Source organism: Micromonospora sp. NPDC048830, from assembly GCF_043198215.1.
GTDB lineage: Bacteria > Actinomycetota > Actinomycetes > Mycobacteriales > Micromonosporaceae > Micromonospora.
In genome coordinates, this window is sequence record NZ_JBICUP010000047.1 from 14419 (window position 1) to 35171 (window position 20753).

Below are 20753 nucleotides of genomic sequence, written 5' to 3' on the forward strand. Positions count from 1 at the left end.
CCGGCGCGTCGTCGTGGACGGGCGGGTCGTTGGCGTGACGTCAGTCCAGGTCGAACAGATCGTCCGCATCCATCTCCTCCCCGTCGTCTCCGGCGAGGCTCTCGTCGATCACCCGGGCGAGGGCCTCCAGGGTCCGGTTCTGGAAGACCATCGGGAGCATCACCGACACGTCCCATTCCGACTGCACCTCGGTCGCCAGGGAGGCCACCAGCAACGAATGGCCGCCGAGATCGAAGAAGTCGTCGTGGACGCCCACCCGCTCCACGTTCAGCAGCCTCGTCCAGATCTCGCCCAGAGTCCGCTCGGTCTCCGTTCTCGGCGCGACGAAGCTCTCCCGTTCCTGCGTCTGCCGCACGATCGAGGACAGCGACGGCAGAGCCTTGCGGTCCACCTTTCCGTTCGGGCTCAACGGGAACTCCGGCAGGTCGACGAAGTAGGTGGGAACCATGTATTCGGGGAGCTGCTGCAGCAGGTGGTCCTTCAGCTCGTCGACGGTGACCGCCTGCCCCTCGTTCACGGTGTAGAAGGCCGCCAGTCGCTTGTCGGCGGCGGAGACCTCGTGCACCGTGATCAGGCAGGACTGGAGCGCGGGGTGCTGCGCCAGGACGGCCTCGATCTCGCCGACCTCGATCCGGTGGCCACGGATCTTGATCTGGTGGTCCTTGCGCCCGACGTACTCGATGACGCCGTCACGCCGGTGGCGGGCCAGGTCGCCGGTCGCGTACAGCCGCCCCTCGCCGAAGGGATTGGCGACGAAGCGCTCCGCGGTCAGGTCGGGCCGACCGAGGTAGCCACGCGCCAGCTGCACGCCGCCGATGAACAGCTCGCCGATGACGCCGTCCGGCACCGGCATCATGGCCTGGTTCAGGACATAGAGCTGGGTGTTCGCGACCGGGCGGCCGATGGGCACCGTCGTCGCCCCCTCGGCCGGGTGGCACTCCCAGAAGCTCACGTCCACCGAGGCCTCGGTCGGGCCGTAGAGGTTGTGCAGGCGCACGCCGGGCAGCAGGCGCAGGAACCGCTCCTGCTGGTCGAGCGGAAGGGCCTCGCCACTGCACATGACGTGCCTGATGTTCTGGCAGTGCTCGGCCACGGACGGCTGCTCCAGGAACGACTGGAGCATCGAGGGGACGAAGTGCAGGACAGTGATGCGCTGCTGGTCGATCACCTCGGCCAGGTAGGCCGGGTCACGGTGCCCGTCGGGGCGGGCGACGTGCAGCCGGGCGCCGGTGATGAGCGGCCAGAAGAACTCCCAGACCGAGACGTCGAAGCTGAAGGGGGTCTTCTGCAGTACCCGGTCCTCGCTCTGCAGCGAGTAGGTGTCCTGCATCCAGAGCAGGCGGTTGCAGATGCCCTGGTGGCCGAGCATGGCGCCCTTGGGCTTGCCCGTCGAGCCGGACGTGTAGATGACGTAGGCGAGGTTGTCCGGCCCCGACAGGTTCGCCAGCGGCTCGGCGCTCTCCTGCGGCCACTGCGCGTCGCCTCCGCTGAGCTGGACCAGCGGAACGTCCTGGCCCACCAGCGACCCGATGCGCTCCTGGGTCTGCGGCTGCACCAGGACGGCCTGGATCCGGGCGTCGGAGACCATGAAGGCGAGCCGGTCCGCCGGGTAGGCGGGATCGAGGGGAACGTAGGCCCCGCCGGCCTTCAGGATGGCGAGGAGACCGATCACCAGCTCGAGCGAGCGCTCGGCGCAGATGCCGACGCGCGACTCGGGTCCCACGCCCTTCGCGCGCAGGGTCCGCGCCAGCTGGTTGGTGTGTCGGTCCAGCTCCGCGTAGGTGAGGGTCTGGTCCTCGAACGACAGGGCGATGTGGTCGGGAGACCTGCGCGCCTGGTCCTCGAACAACCCGTGGAGGGTCGCGGGCCGCAGCCACCTGTCGTCCCGGGTCGCGTTCCACTCCTCCAGCCGCTGCACCACCTGGGCGGCGCTGAGCAGCGGCAGTTCGGACACCGGCTTGTCGGGTGCGCTCAGCGCCTCCTGGATCAGGACCTCGAAGTGCTCCGCCATGCCGACGACGGTGCGCTCCTCGAAGAGGTCGGTGTTGTACTCGAAGCCGTACTGGAGCGCGCCGGCCTTCTCCTGGATGCTGAACAGGAGGTCGAACTTCGCGATCCCGATGCCTTCGTCCAGCACCTCCCGCATCCAGGCCGGCTCCTCCTGCTCCTCGGGGGTCTCCTCGAAGAGCTTGTCCAGGCCGGTGAACATCACCTGGAAGATGGGGCTGTAGCTCGAGCTGCGCTCCGGATTCAGTTCCTCGACGATCTTCTCGAACGGAATCTCCTGGTGGCTCTGGGCGTCCAGCAGCTTCCACCGGACCTGCTTGAGCACGTCCGCGAATCCGGGATTGCCCTGCAGATCGACGCAGAGCGCAACCGTGTTGACCAGGAAGCCGATCAGGGGCTCTGTCTCGATCCGGTTCCGGTTGGCGATCGGGACGCCGATGACCACCTTTTCCTGCCCGCTGTAGCGCGACAGGAGCACCGCGAACGCGCTCAGCGCGGTGATGAAGTGGGTGGTCTGGTTCTCGCCGCTCACCTGCTTCAGCTGCTGCGTCACCTCCGACGAGAGCGAACCGGTGAGGTTCGCGCCCCGGAAGCTCTGCACCGCCGGCCTGGGCTTGTCGAGCGGCAGCGAGATCAGCTCGGGGGCGTCGGCCAGCTGCTCCTTCCAGTAGTCCAGGTGCGGGCGCAGCCGCTCCTCCTCGAGCCACTGCTGCTGCCAGACGGCGTAGTCGGCGTGCTGGATGGGCAGCGCCGGCAGCTGCGCGGGCCTCGCGGCGGCGGTCGCGTGGTAGAGCTCGCGCACCTCCTCGTTGAAGAGCCGGATGGAGTAGCCGTCGAAGACGATGTGGTGCGCGCTGAACACCAGGACCGCCTCGGCGGCGGAGAGGCGGATGAGCATCGCCCGGAGCAGCGGCCCCTGCGCCAGGTCGAAGGGCCGGTTCCACCACTCCTGGATGAGCTCCTTCGCCGACGACTGCTGCTGCTCGGGCGCGGTCGACGAGAGGTCGACCTCGGTCAGCGCGACCTCGCCCTCTTCGGCGACCACCTGCCAGACCCGGCTGTCGTGCTCGTGGAAGGTCGTCCGGAACGGCTCGTGGCGCCTGGTCAGCTCCGCAAGCGCCGTCCGGAGCGTTTCGCCCTCCAGCGCCTCGGGCCAGTGCAGCAGCCAGCCGATCGTGTAGAAGGCGCTGTTCGGGTTGAGCCGGTCCATGAACCAGAGCCGCTGCTGGTCGAACGTGGCGGGCAACGGCTGGTCCCGCGAGACGGGCACCAGGGGCGGCGCCGCCTGCTGCGGCGCCTGGTCCTGCTGCAGGCGCTCCAGCTCGCCGGCCAGCCGGGCGATGATCGGGTGTTCGAAGAGCAACCGGATCGGCATCTCGACGCCGAAGGCCTGCCGGATGCGCGCGACGACCTGCACCGCGAGCAGCGAGTGGCCACCCAGGGCGAAGAAGTCGTCGAAGATGCCGATGGGAGCGCGGCCCAGCACCTGCTCGAAGACCGTCGCCAGCAGGGCCTCGCTCTTGGTGCGCGGAAGGGCGTTCGCGGCCAGGGCCGCCGCCGGCGTCTCCTCGGGCAGCGGAAGCGCGCGCCGGTTCAGCTTCCCGTTCTGGTTGAGCGGCAGCTGCTCCATGCAGACGAACGCCGAGGGCACCATGTGCCGGGGCAGCTTCTCGCCCAGGTACGCGCGCAGCGCCTCGCTGATGTCGCCGGCTCCCGACTCCGGCTCCACGTAGGCGACCAGCCGCTGGCTCGGGCCGTCCGGAAGGACCAGCACGGCACAGTTGTTCACCTGCGGGTGCAGGCCGAGGACGGCCTCGATCTCACCCAGTTCGATCCGGAACCCGCGGATCTTCACCTGGTGGTCGGTCCGGCTGACGTACTCGATGTTGCCGTCGGGCAGGTACCGCACCAGGTCGCCGCTCTTGTACAGGCGGCTGCCCGGCTCCCCGAACGGATTCGCCACGAACATCTCAGCCGTCAGCTCGGGGCGGTTCAGATACCCGCGGGTGACACCCACGCCGCCGATGTACAACTCCCCGGGCACCCCGACCGGCACCGGCTGCATGTACGGGTCGAGAACATACGTCTCGACGTTCGTGATCGGCCGGCCCATGTGCAGCACGTCAAGGTGCTCGTCGATGGGCGTACCGGTGGCGAAGACGGTGGTTTCCGTCGGGCCGTAGACGTTGAAGAACGTACGCCCCGGCGCCCAGGTACGGATGAGTTCCGGCGAGTACGCCTCCCCACCGACGACCAACGTGCGCAGGTGCGGAAGTTCCGCCTTCGGCAACGTGGCCAACGCACCCGGCGTGAAGCTCAGGTTCTCGATCGCCCGCTCGACCACCACGTCGTGCAGATCGTTGCCGATCATGTGCAGGCCGTGCTTCGGGATGTACAGGGTGCCGCCCGCCAACAGCGGCAGGATGATCTCCCACACCGAGAAGTCGAAACTGTACGACGCCACCTGCAACACACGCTGCCGCCGCGTGAAGCACTCGTGCTCGTGCCGCCACGGCACGATGTGGTTGACGCCGCGGTGCGGCACCATCACACCCTTCGGCCGACCCGTCGAACCCGAGGTGTAGATGATGTACGCCAGGTTCTCCGGAGTCAGCCCGGTCCGCGGAGCCTCCGTGGGCTCCCCGGCGACCGCCGACCACTCCGTGTCCAGGCTGAGCGTCGGAAGGTCCCCCGCCGGCACGCGCTCCCGCACGTGCGACTGCGTGAGGACGAGCTTCACCCCGGCGTCCTCGATGAGGAAGGACAACCGCTCCGGCGGGTAACCGGGGTCCATCGGCACGTACCCGCCGCCGGCCTTGAGGACGCCGAGCAGACCGACGAGCACCTCGACCGAGCGCTCCATGCACAGAGCGACCAGCACCTCGGGACCGACCCCCCGGGCCTGGAGCCAGTGCGCCAACTGGTTGGCCCGCCGGTTCAGCTCGGCATAGCTGAGCTGCTCCTCCTCGTACACCAGCGCGATCGAGTCCGGCGTCCGCATCGCCTGCGCCTCGAACAACTCGTGCAGGAACTGCGGCTCGGTGCCGGTCGCCGTGGACGTGGGCCACTCGTCGAGAATGTGTGCCCGCTCGGTCTCGGTGAGCATGGTCAGCTCGGCCAGGTTCTTCTGCGGCGCGCTCGCCAGTTCCCGGCAGACCTGCCGCATGTGCGCGAGCATGCCGTCGACCGTCCGGCCGTCGAAGCGCCTGGTGTCGTAGAGGATGCTGACCCCGAGCTGCTCACCCTGGTTGATCACGACGTTGAGCGGGAAGTGGGTCCGCTCCTCCGCGTCGACCAGCGTGAAGCGCAGGGCTGCGGCCTCGTTCTCCTGCACCGGGTAGTTCTCGAAGACGAAGAGGCTGTCGAAGAGCTGCCCGTCGGCCGGGATCTCACTCCACTGCTGGACCTGCAGCAGCGGGCTGTACTCGTACTGGCGCATCTGCGTGTTCTGGTCCTGCAGCCGCTGGAGCCAGTCGAGCCTGCGCGCCTGGCCCGGCATCTGCACCCGGACCGGCAGCGAGTTGATGAAGAGGCCGACCATGCGCTCGGCGCCCTCGAACTCCGGCGGACGGCCGGAGACCACGGTGCCGAAGATGACGTCCTCGCTGCGGCTGTAGCGGCCCAACAGCAGGGCCCAGCAGCCTTGCAGCACCGTGTTGAGGGTCAGGTGGTGATCCTGGGCCAGCTTCTGCAGCGCCGCGGTGTCCTCGTCGCTCAGGAACGTGCTCACGAGGCGTACGGCCGGCTCGTCGGGGGCCTGGCTCACCGGCTCGCTCTTCTTCTCGACGCTCAGCGGGGCGGCCTGTTCGGCCCCCTGCAGGAGCTCACGCCAGTAGCGCTCTGCCTCCTGCATGTCCTGCTCGCCGAGCCAGGCGACGTAGTCCCGGTAGGGACGCGCCGGTTGCAGGGCCGGCTGGCGGCCGTTGACGAACGCGCCGTAGGACTGGACGACCTCGGCCAGGAGCAGGCTGTTGCTCCAGCCGTCGAGGATGGCGTGGTGGGCGCTCAGGACGAACTGGTAGTTCTCGTCGCCGGTGCGGGCCAGGAGCATGCGCCACTGCGGAATCTCGTGCGGGTCGAAGCCCCGGTTGCGCTCCTGCTTCAGGTACGCGTCCAGGCGCTCCTGCTGCTGCGGCGAGTCGGAGCGCCAGTCCTGCACCTCCAGCGGCACCGGGATGTTTCGCCAGACCAGCTGGATGGCCCCGTGCTCCGGCACGGACCAGAAGCTGGTCCGCAGGATGGGGTTGCGCCGCATGGCCTCCGCCCAGCTCTGCCGGAAGGCGTCGACCTGCAGGTCCTGCTCGATCTGCAGTACCACCTGGACGTGGTAGAGGCCCTGGCCCTGGGCGTACTGGCTCTGGAACCACAGGCCCTGCTGCAGCGGGGTCTGCGGGTAGACGTCCTCCAGCGGGCGGGCCAGCTCGCTGCCCGTCCAGGCGGACAACGCCCGCAGCTGGTCGACCAGCTCGTCGATCTCCGCCTGGTTCAGGCCACTGATCGGCAGGTCCGACGGGCTGTAGCCGTTGACGCCGGGGCGGCGCGCCTCGGCGGCGAGCTGGTTGAGCACCTCCAGCGCCTGCCGGGCGACCCGCTCGATCGTCTCCTGCTGGTGGGCCGTCTCGTGGTAGTTCCACTGCATCCGCAGCTCGCCGTCCTGGATGCGGCTCACGATGTCGATCAGGTAGAGACGCTGGTTCTCCGGCCCGACGTCCGGACCGATGGCCTCCTGCGCGAGGGCGAAGTTGCCGGTGAAGGCCCCGTCGAGCTCCCCGATGTAGTTGAAGCTGACCTGCGCGGCGGGGGCCTGCCGCAGCTGCGCGCCGGCCTCGGTCTCGTTGGAGAGCAGCAGCCCGTAGCCGATGCCCTGCCGCGGCCGCCGGCGCAGCAGCTCCTTGACCTCCTTCAGCCCCTCCGCCGGGTCGGCGGCGGACGGCACCGGCAGCCGCACCGGCGAGACCGTCGTGAACCAGCCCACCGTCCGCGACAGGTCGACGTCGTCGAACAGGTCCTCCCGGCCGTGGCCTTCGAGATCCACCCGCACGTGCGAGCCCTGCGTCCACGACCCCAGCGCCGCGGCGACCGCCGTCAGCAACACGTCGTTGATCCGCGTGTTGAACGCCGCCGGAACGTCCTGCAGCAGAGCCTGCGTCTCCTCCCGGCCCAGGCTCACCTCACACGCCCGGCTGCGGCTGACCGTGTTGTCGCTGTCCGGGCCGTCCAACGGCAGCGGCTGGACCGGCTCGACCTGCTCGAGCCAGTACGGAAGCTCCGCCAGGGTCGCCTCGCTCGACGCCTCCTGCCGCAGCCGGGCCGCCCACTGCTGCCACGAACTCGACTTCGCCGGGAGCGCCGGCTCCTGGCCCTGCCGGACCTGCTCCGACAGCGCCGCCAGGTCCTCCAGCAGGATCCGCCAGGAAACGACGTCCACCACCAGGTGGTGCACCGCCAGCAGCAGCCGATGCCTACCGTCCGCCAGCCCCGTGAACAGCACGGCGCGGACCAGCGGGCCATCGGCGAGGTCGAAGCTGGCCTGGACCTGCTTGGTGATCTCCAGCAGTTGGTCGGCCCGGTCCGCGGCCGGCGTGGCGGAGAGGTCGTGGACCTGCCACGGCACCGCCTCCGGCGACCCGGCCAGTTCGGCCTGCCATCCGCCGTCCTCGCCCCGCACGTAACGTGCCCGCAGCCCGTCGTGGTGCTCCAGCAGCCGCAGCAGCGTCCGCTGCCACTGCTCCGGCGTCAGCTCCGCCGGCACCTCCAGCAGGAACGCCTGGTTGAAGTGCTCCTGCCGGACGAACTCCTTCGCGAAGAACCACCGCTGGATCGGGGTCAGCTCGACCGGTCCGGTCACCAGGCCCTGCTCGGCCTGCACGCTCGCCGCGTCCTGCTGCACCACCACGTGGCTCAGCTCGGCGATCGTCTGGTACTGGAACAACTGCTTGACGTTGAAGTGCAGACCGGCCTGCTTGGCCCGGAAGATGACCTGCAGGCTCAGGATCGAGTCGCCGCCCAGCGCGAAGAAGTTGTCGTGGATGCTCACCGGGTCGGCCGCGCCCAGCACCGCCTGCCAGATCTGCGCCAACTGCTCCTCGACGTAGGTACGAGGAGCGACGTACTCCGCCTTGGCACCGGAGGCGTACTGCTCCCAGGGCAGCGCGGCCAGGGCCCGCCGGTCGAGCTTGCCGTTGGGGTCGAGCGGTAGCTGGTCCAGCGGAACCAGGATGCTCGGAACCATGTAGCTGGGCAGCCGGTCCCCCAGGAAGGCCTGCATGGCGTCCAGCGACAGGGGTTCCCGCGCGACGACGTAGGCGATCAGCCGCTTGGTGTTCGCCTCCTCGTGGACCAGCACCGCGGCGCTCTGCACCTGGGGGTGCTCCGCCAGCGCGCTCTCGATCTCACCCAGTTCGATCCGGAAGCCACGGATCTTCACCTGGTGGTCGATCCGGCCGAGGAACTCGATGTTCCCGTCCGGGAGGAACCGGGCACGGTCGCCGGTCTTGTAGAGGCGGCCACCCGGGCGCTTGCCGAACGGGTCGGCGATGAAGACCTCGGCGGTCAGGTCGGGCCGTCCCAGGTAGCCGCGCGTCACGCCGCTGCCGCCGATGTAGAGCTCCCCGGCGACGCCGACGGGCAGCGGTTGCAGGCGCGAGTCGAGGATGTAGACCTGGGTGTTGGGAATGGGCCGACCGATGTGGATCCGCTCCAGGTCCTTCCCGTAGCGCGCGATGCTCGCACCGACCGTGGTCTCCGTCGGCCCGTAGCCGTTGAAGAAGGCACGGTCGGTGGCCCAGGCCCGGGCGAGGTCGAGCGGGCAGGACTCGCCACCGACGCTGATGAACTGCAGCGACGGCAGCGATGCCGGCGGCAGGGTGGCGAGGGCGGACGGAGTGATGGAGATGTTCTCGATCGCCTGCTCGATCACGAAGTCGGCGAGGTCACTGCCGATCATCCGCAGGTCGGCCGGGGGCAGGACCAGAACGCTGCCCGAGAGCAGGGCAATGGTGATCTCCCAGACCGAGATGTCGAAGCTGAGCGGGGTGCCCTGCATGACCCGTCGCGGCGTGTCGAGGCCGTAGTTGTCCCGATGCCACTGCGAGATGAACCGGATGCCCCGGTGCGGCACCTGGACACCCTTGGGCTGACCGGTGGAACCGGACGTGTAGATCACGTAGGCCAGGTTGTCCGGGGTGACCCCGATCGCGGGAGCGTCCGCGGGGTGGTCGGCCAACCGCGGCCACACCGTCTCGACGTCCAGCACGGTCGCGCCGGAGTCGGGCAGCAGCTCGGCCAGGGACTGCCGGGTCAGCAGCACCCGCGCCTGCGAGTCCGCGACCATGTACGCGAGACGCTCACGCGGGTACGTGGGGTCGAGCGGAACGTAGGCGCCACCGGCCTTGAGGATGGCCAGGATGCCGACCACCATCTCCAGGGACCGCGGGACGCACAGCCCGACCAGCGTCTCGGGCCCGACGCCCTGGCTCCGAAGCAGGTGGGCGAGCTGGTTCGACATCCGATCGAGGGCGGCGTAGCTCAGCTGCGCGTCCCCGGAGACCACGGCCACGCGATCCGGGAAGCGCCGGGCCTGCGCCTCGAACAGTTCGTGGAAACACGACGGGCGCTCCGCCTGCTGCTGCTTCATCTGCGCGAGGCGCAGACGCAGCAGTTTCTGCTGCTCCGGAGAGAGCTGCGACATTTGCTGAGGGAGACGCTCACTCATTGGCTTCACTCTTCTCTGCAGCAGGCGACGAATCCTGGATCTGTGCGAGTAGGTCGTCCGACGAGAGCCCCTGGATCTCGGCAAGAAGTTGCGCGAGAAGCTCCGGGTCGGCTGACTGCTCCATGCCTTCGGCGATGGCCGCCAGATCAAGGTCCGCGCCGATGTCCGAGTCGTCCGACGGGGTGTTCCATTGCTGAAGTAGTTGGCGACGTTCCTGCTCGGTGAGGATGGAGAACTGGGCCAGTGGTGCCTCGGGCGACTCGACCATCTGGGCGCAGAGGTACCGGAAATGCGCCATTACCCGGTCGATCGTCTCCCCCTCGAAGCGCCGCGGGTCGTACTGCACGGTCATGTGCAGTTGCTGGCCCCGCAGCACCACGACGGCGCCCAACGGATAGTGGATCCGCTCCTCCGAGCGTTCCGGCTTGGTCAGCCGCAGTGCGGTGTCGCGCGGCTGCTCCACCGGATAGTTCTCGAACACGAACAGGGTGTTGAACAGCTCGGCACCGGAGGGCAGCCCGCTCCAGCGCTGCACCTGGTCGAGCGGGCTGTATTCGTACTGCCGCAGCCGGAAGTTCTGCTCCTGCAGGCCCCGCATCCAGTCGAGCCAGGTTGTCTCCGCGGGCACGCGGACGCGCAGCGGCAGGGTGTTGATGAACAGGCCGCTGGTCCGCTCGACCTCGGGGACCTCCGCGGGCCGTCCCGAGACCACCATGCCGAAGACGACGTCGTCCGTGTCCTCGTAGCGGCTGAGCATCAGCGCCCAGCAGCCCTGCATGACGGTGTTGAGGGTGAGCCGGTGACGCTGGGCGAGCTCCTGCAGACGGAGGCTCTCCTCTTCACCGAAGAGCAGGCTCGTCTCGACGTGCTCCCTCGTCTCCGCGGCCGCCGCCCCGTCGTGCCGCTCGATGCTCAGGGGGGCGGCTTCCTCGACCCCTTGCAGCATCCCGCGCCAGTACTGCTCGGCCTCCTGCATGTCCTGCTCGCCCAGCCAGGCCACGTAGTCCCGGTAGGGGCGCACCGGTTGGGCGATGTCCTGGCGGCCGTGGCTGAGCGCCTCGTAGCACTGCACGACCTCGGACAGCAGCAGGGTGTAGCTCCAACCGTCGAGGATGGCGTGGTGCATGCTCAGGACGAACTGGTAGTCCTCGTCGCCGGTGCGGGCCAGCAGCATCCGCCACTGCGGAATCTCGTACGGGTCGAAGCCCCGGATGCGGTCCTGCTCGAGGTAGTCGTCCAGGCGCTCGCGCTGTCGCTCGGGCGAGTCGGACCGCCAGTCCTGCACCTCCAGCGGCACCGGGATCTGGCGCCAGACCAACTGCATCGCCTCGTGTGAGGGCATCGACCAGAAGCTGGTCCGCAGGATCGGGTGGCGCCGCATGACCTCCGCCCAGCTCTGCCGGAAGACGTCGACCTGCAGATCCAGGTCGATGTCGTGGATCATCTGGACGTGGTAGAGGCCCTGACCCTGGGCGAACTGGCTCTGGAACCACAGGCCCTGCTGCAGCGGGGTCTGCGGGTAGACGTCCTCCAGCGGACGGGCCAGCTCACTGTTCTGCCAGACGGGCAGCGCCCGCAGCTGGTCGACCAACTCGTTGATCTCCGCCTGGGTCAGGCCGCCCACCGGCAGGTCCGAGGGGCTGTAGCCGCTGACGTCCGGCCGACGGGCCGCACCGGCGAGCCGGTTGAGCACCTCCAGCGCCTGCCGGGCCACCCGCTCGATCGTCTCCTGCTGGTGCGCCGCCTCGCCGTAGGTCCACCGCATCCGCAGCTCGCCGTCCTGGACAAGGCTCACGATCTCGATCGGATAGGGGCGGTGGTTCTCCCCGGCGATGTCCGAATCGACGGCCCCGTAGGCGGCGGCGAAGCTGTCGGCTCCGTCGAAGGCTCCGAGGTGGTTGAAGCTCACCTGGGCGGCGGGGGCCTGCTGGAGCGGGGCGGCGCCGTCGGACTGGCTGTTGAGCAGCAGCCCGTAGCCGATGCCCTGCCGCGGCCGCCGGCGCAGCAGCTCCTTGACCTCCTTCAGCCCCTCCGCCGGGTCGGCGGCGGACGGCACCGGCAACCGCACCGGCGAGACCGTCGTGAACCAGCCCACCGTCCGCGACAGGTCGACGTCGTCGAACAGGTCCTCCCGACCATGGCCTTCGAGATCCACCCGCACGTACGAGCCCTGCGTCCACGAGCCCAGCGCCGCGGCGACCGCCGTCAGCAACACGTCGTTGATCCGCGTGTTGAACGCCGCCGGGACGTCCTGCAGCAGAGCCTGCGTCTCCTCCCGGCCCAGGCCCACCTCGCACACCCGGCCGCGACCGAGTGTGTCGTCACCGTCCGGCCCGTCCAGCGGAAGCGGCTGCGTGGGCTCGACCTGCTCGAGCCAGAACGGCAGCTCCTCCAGCGTCGTCTCGCTCGACGCCTCCTGCCGCAGCCGGCCCGCCCACTGCTGCCACGAACTCGACTTCGCCGGCAGCACCAGCTCCCCGCCCTGCCGCACCTGCTCCGACAGCGCCGCCAGATCCTCGAGGATCACCCGCCACGACACCACGTCCACCACCAGGTGGTGCACGGCCAGCAGCAGCCGGTTCCGACCATCCTTGAGACCCGTGAACAGCACCGGCCGGAAGAGCGGAGCCTCGGAGAGGTCCAGGCTCGCCTGAACCTGCTGCGCGATGTCCAACAGCTGTTCTCGTTGGGCCGGCGCGAACGAGAGATCGTAGACCTGGCACGTCACCGCCTTCGGCGGTTCGGCCAGCTCGGCCTGCCAACTGCCGTCCTCGCCCCGGACGTAGCGCGCCCGCAGCCCGTCGTGGTGCTCCACCAGCCGCAGCAGGATCCGCTGCCACTGCGACGGCGTCAAATCCGCGGGCACGTCCAGCAGCACCGACTGGTTGAAGTGCTCCTGCCGGTTGAACTCCTGCGCGAAGAACCACCGCTGGATGGGCGTCAACTCCACCCGTCCCGTCACCAGGCCCTGCTCGGCCTGCACACTCGCCGCGTCCTGCCGCACCACCACGTGGCTCAGCTCGGCGATCGTCTGGTACTGGAACAACTGCTTGACGTTGAAGTGCAGACCGGCCTGCTTGGCCCGGAAGATCACCTGCAGACTCAGGATCGAGTCGCCACCCAGCGCGAAGAAGTTGTCGTGGACGCTCACCCGGTCGGCCGCGCCCAGCACGGCCCCCCAGATCTCCGCCAACTGCTGTTCGACGAGATTGCGCGGGGCGGCGTACTCCCCGATGCGAGCAACGGCGTGCTGCTCCCAGGGAATGGCGGCGAGGGCCCGCCGGTCGATCTTGCCGCTCGAGTTGAGGGGTAGCTGGTCCAGACGGACGAAGACCGTGGGCACCATGAAGCTGGGCAGTCGCTCGTTCAGGAAGGTCTGCAGGTCTTCCGGCGACAGCTTCTCGGGCGAGCCGACGTAGGCGATCAACCGTTTGGTGTTCGCCTCCTCGTGCACCAGCACCGTGGCGCTCTCCACCTGGGGGTGCTCGATCAGCGCGCTCTCGATCTCACCCAGCTCGATCCGGAAGCCGCGGATCTTCACCTGCTGGTCGATGCGCCCGAGGTATTCGATGTTCCCGTCGGGCAGGTACCGCACCAGGTCACCGCTCTTGTACAGGCGGCTGCCGGGCTCCCCGAAGGGATTCGCGACGAACATCTCCGACGTCAGCTCCGGGCGGTTCAGGTACCCACGCGTGACACCGACACCGCCGAGGTACAGCTCTCCGGGCACCCCGATCGGCACCGGCTGCAGGTAGCGATCGAGGACGTATGCCTCGACGTTGGGAATCGGCCGGCCCATGTGCAGCACGTCGAGGTTCTCGTCGATGCGCGCCCCGGTGACGATGACGGTCGTCTCCGTGGGGCCGTAGACGTTGAAGAACGTACGCCCCGGCGCCCAGGTGCGGACGAGTTCCGCCGAGTACGCCTCACCGCCGACGACCAGGGTGCGCAGGTGCGGAAGGTCGGCCTTCGGCAGGGTGGCCAGCGCAGCCGGCGTGAAGTTCAGGTTCTCGATGGCCCGCTCGACCACCACGTCGTACAGGTCGGAGCCGATCATGTGCAGGCCCCGCCTGGGAATGTGGAGGGTGCCGCCCTTCAGCAGCGGCATGATGATTTCCCAGACCGAGAAGTCGAAGCTGTAGGACGCGACCTGCAGCACGTGCTGCCGCCGGGCGAAGCAGTCCTGCTCGCGCTGCCAGGGCACGATGTGGTTGATGCCGCGGTGCGCCACCATCACGCCCTTCGGCTGACCGGTGGAGCCCGAGGTGTAGATGATGTACGCCAGGTTCTCCGGAGTCAGCCCGGTCCGCGGAGCCTCCCGGGGCTCCTGGGCCACCGACGACCACTCGGTGTCCAGGCTGAGCGTGGGAACGCCCTCCGCCGGCAGCCGCTCCTCAAGGTGCGACTGCGTCAGGATGAGCTTCAGCCCGGCGTCCTCGATGAGGAAGGACAGCCGCTCCGGCGGGTAACCGGGGTCCATCGGCACGTACCCGCCGCCGGCCTTCAGGACGCCGAGCAGGCCGACGAGCACCTCGGCCGAGCGCTCCATGCACAGGCCGACCAGCACCTCGGGGCCGACCCCCTGCTTCTGGAGCCAGTGCGCCAACTGGTTGGCACGGCCGTTCAGCTCGGCGTATGTGAGCTGCTCCTCCTCGTACACCAGCGCGATCGAGTCCGGCGTCCGCCTGGCCTGCGCCTCGAACGACTCGTGGAGGTACTCCAACTGCGGGGTGTCGTTCGTACGGGCGCCGCCCCACTGGTCGACGAGCTGGGCGCGTTCGGCCTCGGGCAGCATCAGCAACTGCTGGACGCGCTGCTCGGGCTGCGCCAGGGCCGACTCCACGAGCACCTGGTAGTGGTCGGCCATCCGGGCGACCGTGCGCTCCTTGAACAGGTCCGTGTTGTATTCGAAGCCCAGCCGGAGCCCCTCGGCCTCCTCGCGGACCATGAGCACGAGGTCGAAGCGCGAGATGCCCAGGCTCATGCCCTCTTCGACGAGGTCGCGCATCCAGGGCGCCGCCTGCACCGAATCCGGCGCGTGCTCCAGCAGCGGAATGCTCTCGTCCGCGACCATCACCTGGAAGATCGGGTTGTAACTCAGGTTGCGCTCCGGCCGCAGCGCCTCGACGACCCGGTCGAACGGGATCTCCTGGTGGGCCTGCGCGTCGAACAACTGCTTGCGCACCTGCAGCAGCACGTCTGAGAAGCTGGGGTTGTCCCGCAGGTCCACGCACAGGGCGACGGTGTTGACCAGGAAGCCGATGACCGGCTCCAGCTCGACGCGGTGCCGGTTGGCGATCGGCACGCCGATGACCACCACGTCCTGCCTGCTGTAGCGGGCCAGCAGCACCGCGGCGCTGGCGAGCATCGTGAGGTAGTTCGTTACCTGCGCCTCGCCGCTGAACTGCTTGATCTTCTCGGTCAGGTCGGGAGAGAGCTCACGCCGCAGGAACGACCCCTGGTACCGCTGCACCTCGGGGCGCGGGAAGTCCGTGGGCAGGGTGAGCAGGTCGGGCGCCTCGGCCAACTGCTCCTTCCAGTACGCCAGGTGGAACTGGATCCACTCCTCGCGTAGCCAGTTCTGCTGCCACACGGCGTAGTCGGCGTACTGGACCGCCAACTCGGGCAGCGGGTTGGGCGCGTCGTTGGCCAGCGCGTGACACAGCTCGAGGAACTCCTGACCGAACAGGCCGATCGAGTAGCCGTCGAACACCGTGTGGTGCGCGTTGAACACCAGCAGCTGCTCGGTGTCCGAGAGGCCGATCAGCATGCTGCGCAGCAGGGGCCCCCGCGCCAGGTCGAAGGGCTCCGCCCACTGCCTACGGATCTCCTCCTGGGCCCTGGAGACGCGCTCGTCGGCGGCGACGGTGGAGAGATCGAGTACGGGCAGCTCGACCTGCCAGTCGTCCGCGACGATCTGCCAGACCTGGCCGTTCTCCTCGCGGAAGGTGGTACGCAGGGTCTCGTGCCGGCGGATCATCTCGTGCAGGCCGGCCTCGAGCACACCCCTCGGTACGGCGGCCGAGACCGGGATGAGCCAGTTGATGGTGTAGAGGGTGCTGCCCGGGTTGAGCCGGTCGAGGAAGAAGAGCCGCTGTTGGTCGAAGCTCGCCGGCATCGCCCCGTCCCGGGGCACAGCGGCCAGCGGCGGCAACTGCAGCGGTTGCGCCTCCTGCTGGAGTCGCTGGAGCTCGGGCGCGATCCGGGCGATGGTCGGGAGGTCGAAGAAGGTCCGCACGGGAAGGTCGACGGAGAAGACCCGACGGATACGCGCGGCGAGCTGCACCGCGAGGAGGGAGTGGCCGCCGAGCTCGAAGAAGTCGTCGTGAATGCCGATGGGGCTTCGCGACAGGACCTGTTCGTAGATCGAGACCAGCAGTCCCTCGGTCGTGGTGCGGGCCGGCGCGTAGGCGCCCGAGCCGCCCGTCTGGGGGGCCTGCGTCAGCGGCAGGGCCCGGCGGTCCAGCTTGCCGCTCGACGTGACCGGCAGGTTCTCCAGGACGACGAGATCGGCCGGCACCATGTAGTCGGGCAGGCGATCCTGCAGGTACGCCTTGATCTGCGGGATCAGGAGATCCTCGATCTCGGCGCGGAGCGGGTGGTTGGCGTACCGCTGCCAGTCGGGCTCGTCCTCGCTCGCGGCCGGTTCGATCCGCTCTTCCTCGTCCACCTCGACGCACTCGGCATCCGCGCGCCGCAGCAGGACCGTGTAGCTGCCGTCCACACCGTGGCGGCCCCAGTTGATCGTCGCGTCGTAGCCGAGCCGCTCGGCCAGTTCCCAGACGTCCTCCGGGTCCACGCCGGCGGCGGGTGCGGCCTGCGCCCGCCACGCCTCGACCGTCTCCAGGCTCGAATCGCCCTTGAGCCAGCGCAGGGTGTGCGTCGCCGCGACGACGCGCGCGTTGGGCACGTCGCGCAGTCGGAGCCGGTCAGGCCGGTCCCGCTCCAACATCTCGCGCAGGCCCGCGAGGGTCAGGCCCGCCGCGGACCAGTCCTGCTCCGGGGCGGCCGGCGGCTCGGGGGCCTGGTCGGCGGGGACCGGCTTCCCGACGTGCAGCACCACCTGGTACCGGAACTGCGTCAGCTCGTTGAGGTGGCGGCCGCGCTTGAGGCGGATCTCGACCCGGGAGATGCGGCCGGTGCTCGCCGCCCAGTCCCGGAAGAAGGACGGGTCGAGGGTCAGCTCCTTCTCCTGCTGTACGCGCTGCTGCACCCGCTGCCAGAGCTGCTGGCGGGACGTCCCGTCCGACGCGCGGCCGACTTCCACGGCGGCGGCGAAGGCCTCCAGCAGCGGGAGGCTGCGCACGTCGCCGACGATGATGCGCCCGCCGGGGTCGACCCGTTCCAGGGCGCCGTTCAGGACGCGCACGAGGTAGTGGATGTCGGGGAAGTACTGGATGACCGAGTTGACCAGGACCGTGTCGACGGCTTCGGTGTGCAGGTCGGCCAGGTCGTCGGCCTGCCGCTGGAGCAGCGTGACGGAGTCGCGGAGCTGCGGCATCCCGTCCAGGCGCCGGCGGACGGACTCCAGGACCGAACGGGAGAAGTCGGTGCCGTAGTAGCGGACGCAGTCGGGGGCGAGCGGGAACAGCAGCAGGCCGGTGCCGCAGCCGATCTCCAGCAGCGTCCGCGGCCGGTAGGCGCGTACCAGGGCCAGGGTGTCCTGCCGCCAGGCCTCCATCTCCTCCAGCGGGATCGCCTGGCCGGTGTAGCTGCTGTTCCAGCCCGAGTAGTCGGCGCCGTCCTCGGTGGGCGCGACCTCCAGCTCGTCGAAGGCGTCGTAGACCTGCTGCCAGTGCTGCAGCCGGTCGTCGAGCAGTCCCGCCTCCTCCCCTTCGACGGCGGACTGGGTGCGCAGCGGGTCCAGCACCACGAAGGAGATGAGGGAGGCGCCGCCGGGCTGGTCGGTACGCACCAGCGTCGCCGCCGTCTTGACCACGGGGTGCCGGCTCAGCACGGTGTCGATCTCGCCGAGCTCGATGCGGTAGCCCCGGATCTTGACCTGCGAGTCGGTACGCCCGAGGAACTCCATGTTCCCGTCGGCGCGCCACCGGGCCATGTCGCCCGTCTTGTAGATGCGGGCGCCGGGTTGGGCGCTGAAGGGCGAGGCGATGTACTTGCCGGCGGTGAGCTGCGGATCCTGGGCGTAGCCGAGGCTCAGGCAGTCGCCCCCGATGTACAGGTCGCCCGGCACGTCGATCGGACAGGGCTGGAGGTTCTCGTTGAGGATGTAGTAGCTGGCGTTCTGGATCGGCTTGCCGTACGGGATGCTGGTCCAGGCGGGGTCTACCTGGTGGACCGGGAAGAAGTTGGACCAGACCGTCGCCTCCGTCGCGCCGCCCAGGCCGATGACCTGGACGTTGGGGAACGCGGCCCTCATGATGTCCGGCGAGTTCACCGGGATCCAGTCGCCGCTCATGAAGATCAGGCGCAGCGAGTTCGACACGACCTGTCCCGCCGCGTCGCCGCTGGCGGGCAGGAAGGGCACGATCTGCATGAGCGCGGCGGGCGCCGAGTCCCAGAAGGTGATCGGCTCCGTCGCCAGGATGTCCAGCAGACGCGTCGGCTCCTTGATGTCCTCGCTCGACGCCAGACGGATCGAGCCGCCGGCCGCGAGGATGCCGAAGATGTCGTAGACGGAGAGGTCGAAGCTCAGGGACGTGATGAACAACAGCCGGTCGTCGGGGCCGACGGCGAACGTGTTGTTGACCCACTCGATCAGGTTGATCGCGGCGTGGTGCTCGACCATGACCCCCTTCGGGGTGCCGGTCGAGCCGGACGTGAAGATGATGTAGGCGAGATCCTGCGAGGAGCCCTGGAGCGGCAGGTCGTCCTGCGGCATGCCGACGATGTCGGCCGGCGCGTGCAGCCGGTAGGGGTGCGGCTGCAGGGGCTCGGAATCCTCGTCGGCGTCGTCGAGGTACACGATGTGGGCGAGCGCGGGCAGCGGATCGGCCCCGAGGAGCGCGGGCACCAGGGCCCGCTGCGTGAGGATGCAGGTGATGTCCAGCGAGTCGAGGATCCCGTGCCAACGCTTGACGGGAGCACTCGTCTGGAGCGGAACGTAGATGCCGCCCGCCTTCAGGATGCCCAGCAGGGCCGGGATCATCTCCATGGCGCGTTCCATCAGGATCGCGACGTGGACCCCGGGGCCGACACCCAGGCCCTTCAGGTGGTGCGCGATCTGGTTCGCCTGCCGGTTGATCTCGGCGTAGGTCCAGCTCCTGTCGTCGAAGAACAGGGCCGGAGCGTCGGGCGACCGCCGCACCTGCTGCTCGAACAGCTGATGCATGCAGAGTTCCCGGCCGTACGGCTTCTGCGTGTCGTTCCACTCGTAGACGAGTCGCGCGTGTTCCTCGGCCGTGAGCACGGAGATCTGTCCCAGCACGGCATGCGGAAGCCGGACCAGCTCCGAGCCGACCTGGCGCAGGTGCCCCAGCATCCCCTCGACCGTCCCGCCGTCGAAGCGCTGGGTGTCGAAGTGGATCGTGATCGCCAACCGCCTGCCGGCAGTGACGACGACGTTCAGCGGGTAGGGGACGCGGAGCTCCTCGCGGCGCCTGGCCATCGCCAGCGATCGGCCGGACTCCTCCTGGACGCCGGGCTCGACGGAGACGACGCTCTCGAACAGGGCGTTGCCCGAGCCGATCTCGCTCCACTGCTGGATCAGCAGCAACGGGCTGTGTTCGTACTGCTGGACCTGGGCGTACTGGGTCTGCAGGGAACGCATCCACTCGGCCCACGGCATGGACTGCGACACCCGGACACGCATGGGCAGCGTGTTGATGAGCAGACCCACGACCTGCTCGACTCCCGGCAGGTCACCGGAGCGACCGGACACGGTGGCGCCGAGGACGACCTCCGTCGCCCCCGTGTAGCGGCTCAGCAGCAGGGCCCAACAACCCTGGATCATCGTCTCGAGCGAGAGGCCGTGCTGCTCCCCCACCGCCGACAGGCGGGCCGTCTCCTCCTCGTCGAGCAGAAGACTGACCTGGTCGCAGTCGGACAGGGACGCCTCGACGCCCGGCTCCCCGCCGGCGGGGGCTTTCCGCTCCATCGGCAGCGGCGCGGCCGGTGCGACCGATTCCAGTTCGGCGCTCCAGTAGCTCTCGGCCTGGTCGACGTCCTGGCGGCCCAGCCACTGGACGTATTCCTGGTACGGCGTCGCCGGCCGCAGGTCCAGCGGCTGCTCGGCCGTCAGGTGGCCGTAGTACGACTCGACCTCACGAAGAATGATCGCCTGGCTCCACCCGTCGAGGATGATGTAGTGGAGGCTCCAGACGATCCGGTAGCTGGCCTCGTCCAGCCGGGCGACGTGAAGTCGCCAGAGCGGCGGCTCCTCCAGGGAGAAGCCCTTCGCGAGGTCCTGCTGCTTGTAGGACCGCAGTCGGCCCCGCTGCTCTTCGGCGCTCAGCCCGCGCCAGTCCTCCATGGTGAAGGGAACGTCCACCCGTTGGAGCACTGCCTGCACCGGGGTTTCGCTCTGCAGATCGCGGAAGCCCGTGCGCAGCGCGGCGTGGCGATCCATGACGTGCACCCAGCTCTGGCGAAACGCCTCGACGTCGAGCTCCTGATCGACCTGGAGCTCCACCTGCACGTGGAAGAGCCCTGGCCTGCCCCCGAAGTCGCTCTGGAACATGACCCCCTGTTGGGTGGGAGTCATCGGGTAGCGTGCTTCAACGATTTCCTCGCTCATTGCGGATCGGACACCCTTTGCTGCCGAGTTCCACCTGCACTCCAGGCGGACCTTTGGATATGCCAATGAGTCGCGGACCGTCTGTCGGCGGCGGTCATCGTCGTATATCGGGCTGACCTCTGCCTATCGGCAGCCGGCCGGGGTTATTTGAACCCAGCCACCACCGTGGACGCTGAAGCCGGAGGGCACACCCGCCTCTACGGCGCTCAGACGGCGAGCAAATCGATGCCTTTTTCGAGGCCGCAGCAGGTGGGACTCGTCAGCGTCGGGTGATTGGCGATATTCGCCTTTACGGTCGACGGGTACGGGTCGATGCAGATGTCCCCCCAGACGTCG

The 20753-nt window shown here is 68.9% G+C and carries 2 protein-coding genes; both read right to left on the bottom strand.

Annotated elements, in window-relative coordinates:
- Nucleotides 1–40 precede the first annotated feature (40 nt).
- Nucleotides 41–9697, bottom strand: a complete 9657-nt coding sequence (locus ACGFIZ_RS28615) for an amino acid adenylation domain-containing protein (protein ID WP_393424522.1) — start codon at nt 9695–9697, stop codon at nt 41–43.
- A 16-nt stretch (nt 9698–9713) separates the two neighbouring features.
- The gene (locus ACGFIZ_RS28620) at nt 9714–20417 is read right to left on the bottom strand and encodes an amino acid adenylation domain-containing protein (protein ID WP_393424525.1); all 10704 of its coding nucleotides are present in this window, start codon (nt 20415–20417) and stop codon (nt 9714–9716) included.
- Nucleotides 20418–20753 lie beyond the last annotated feature (336 nt).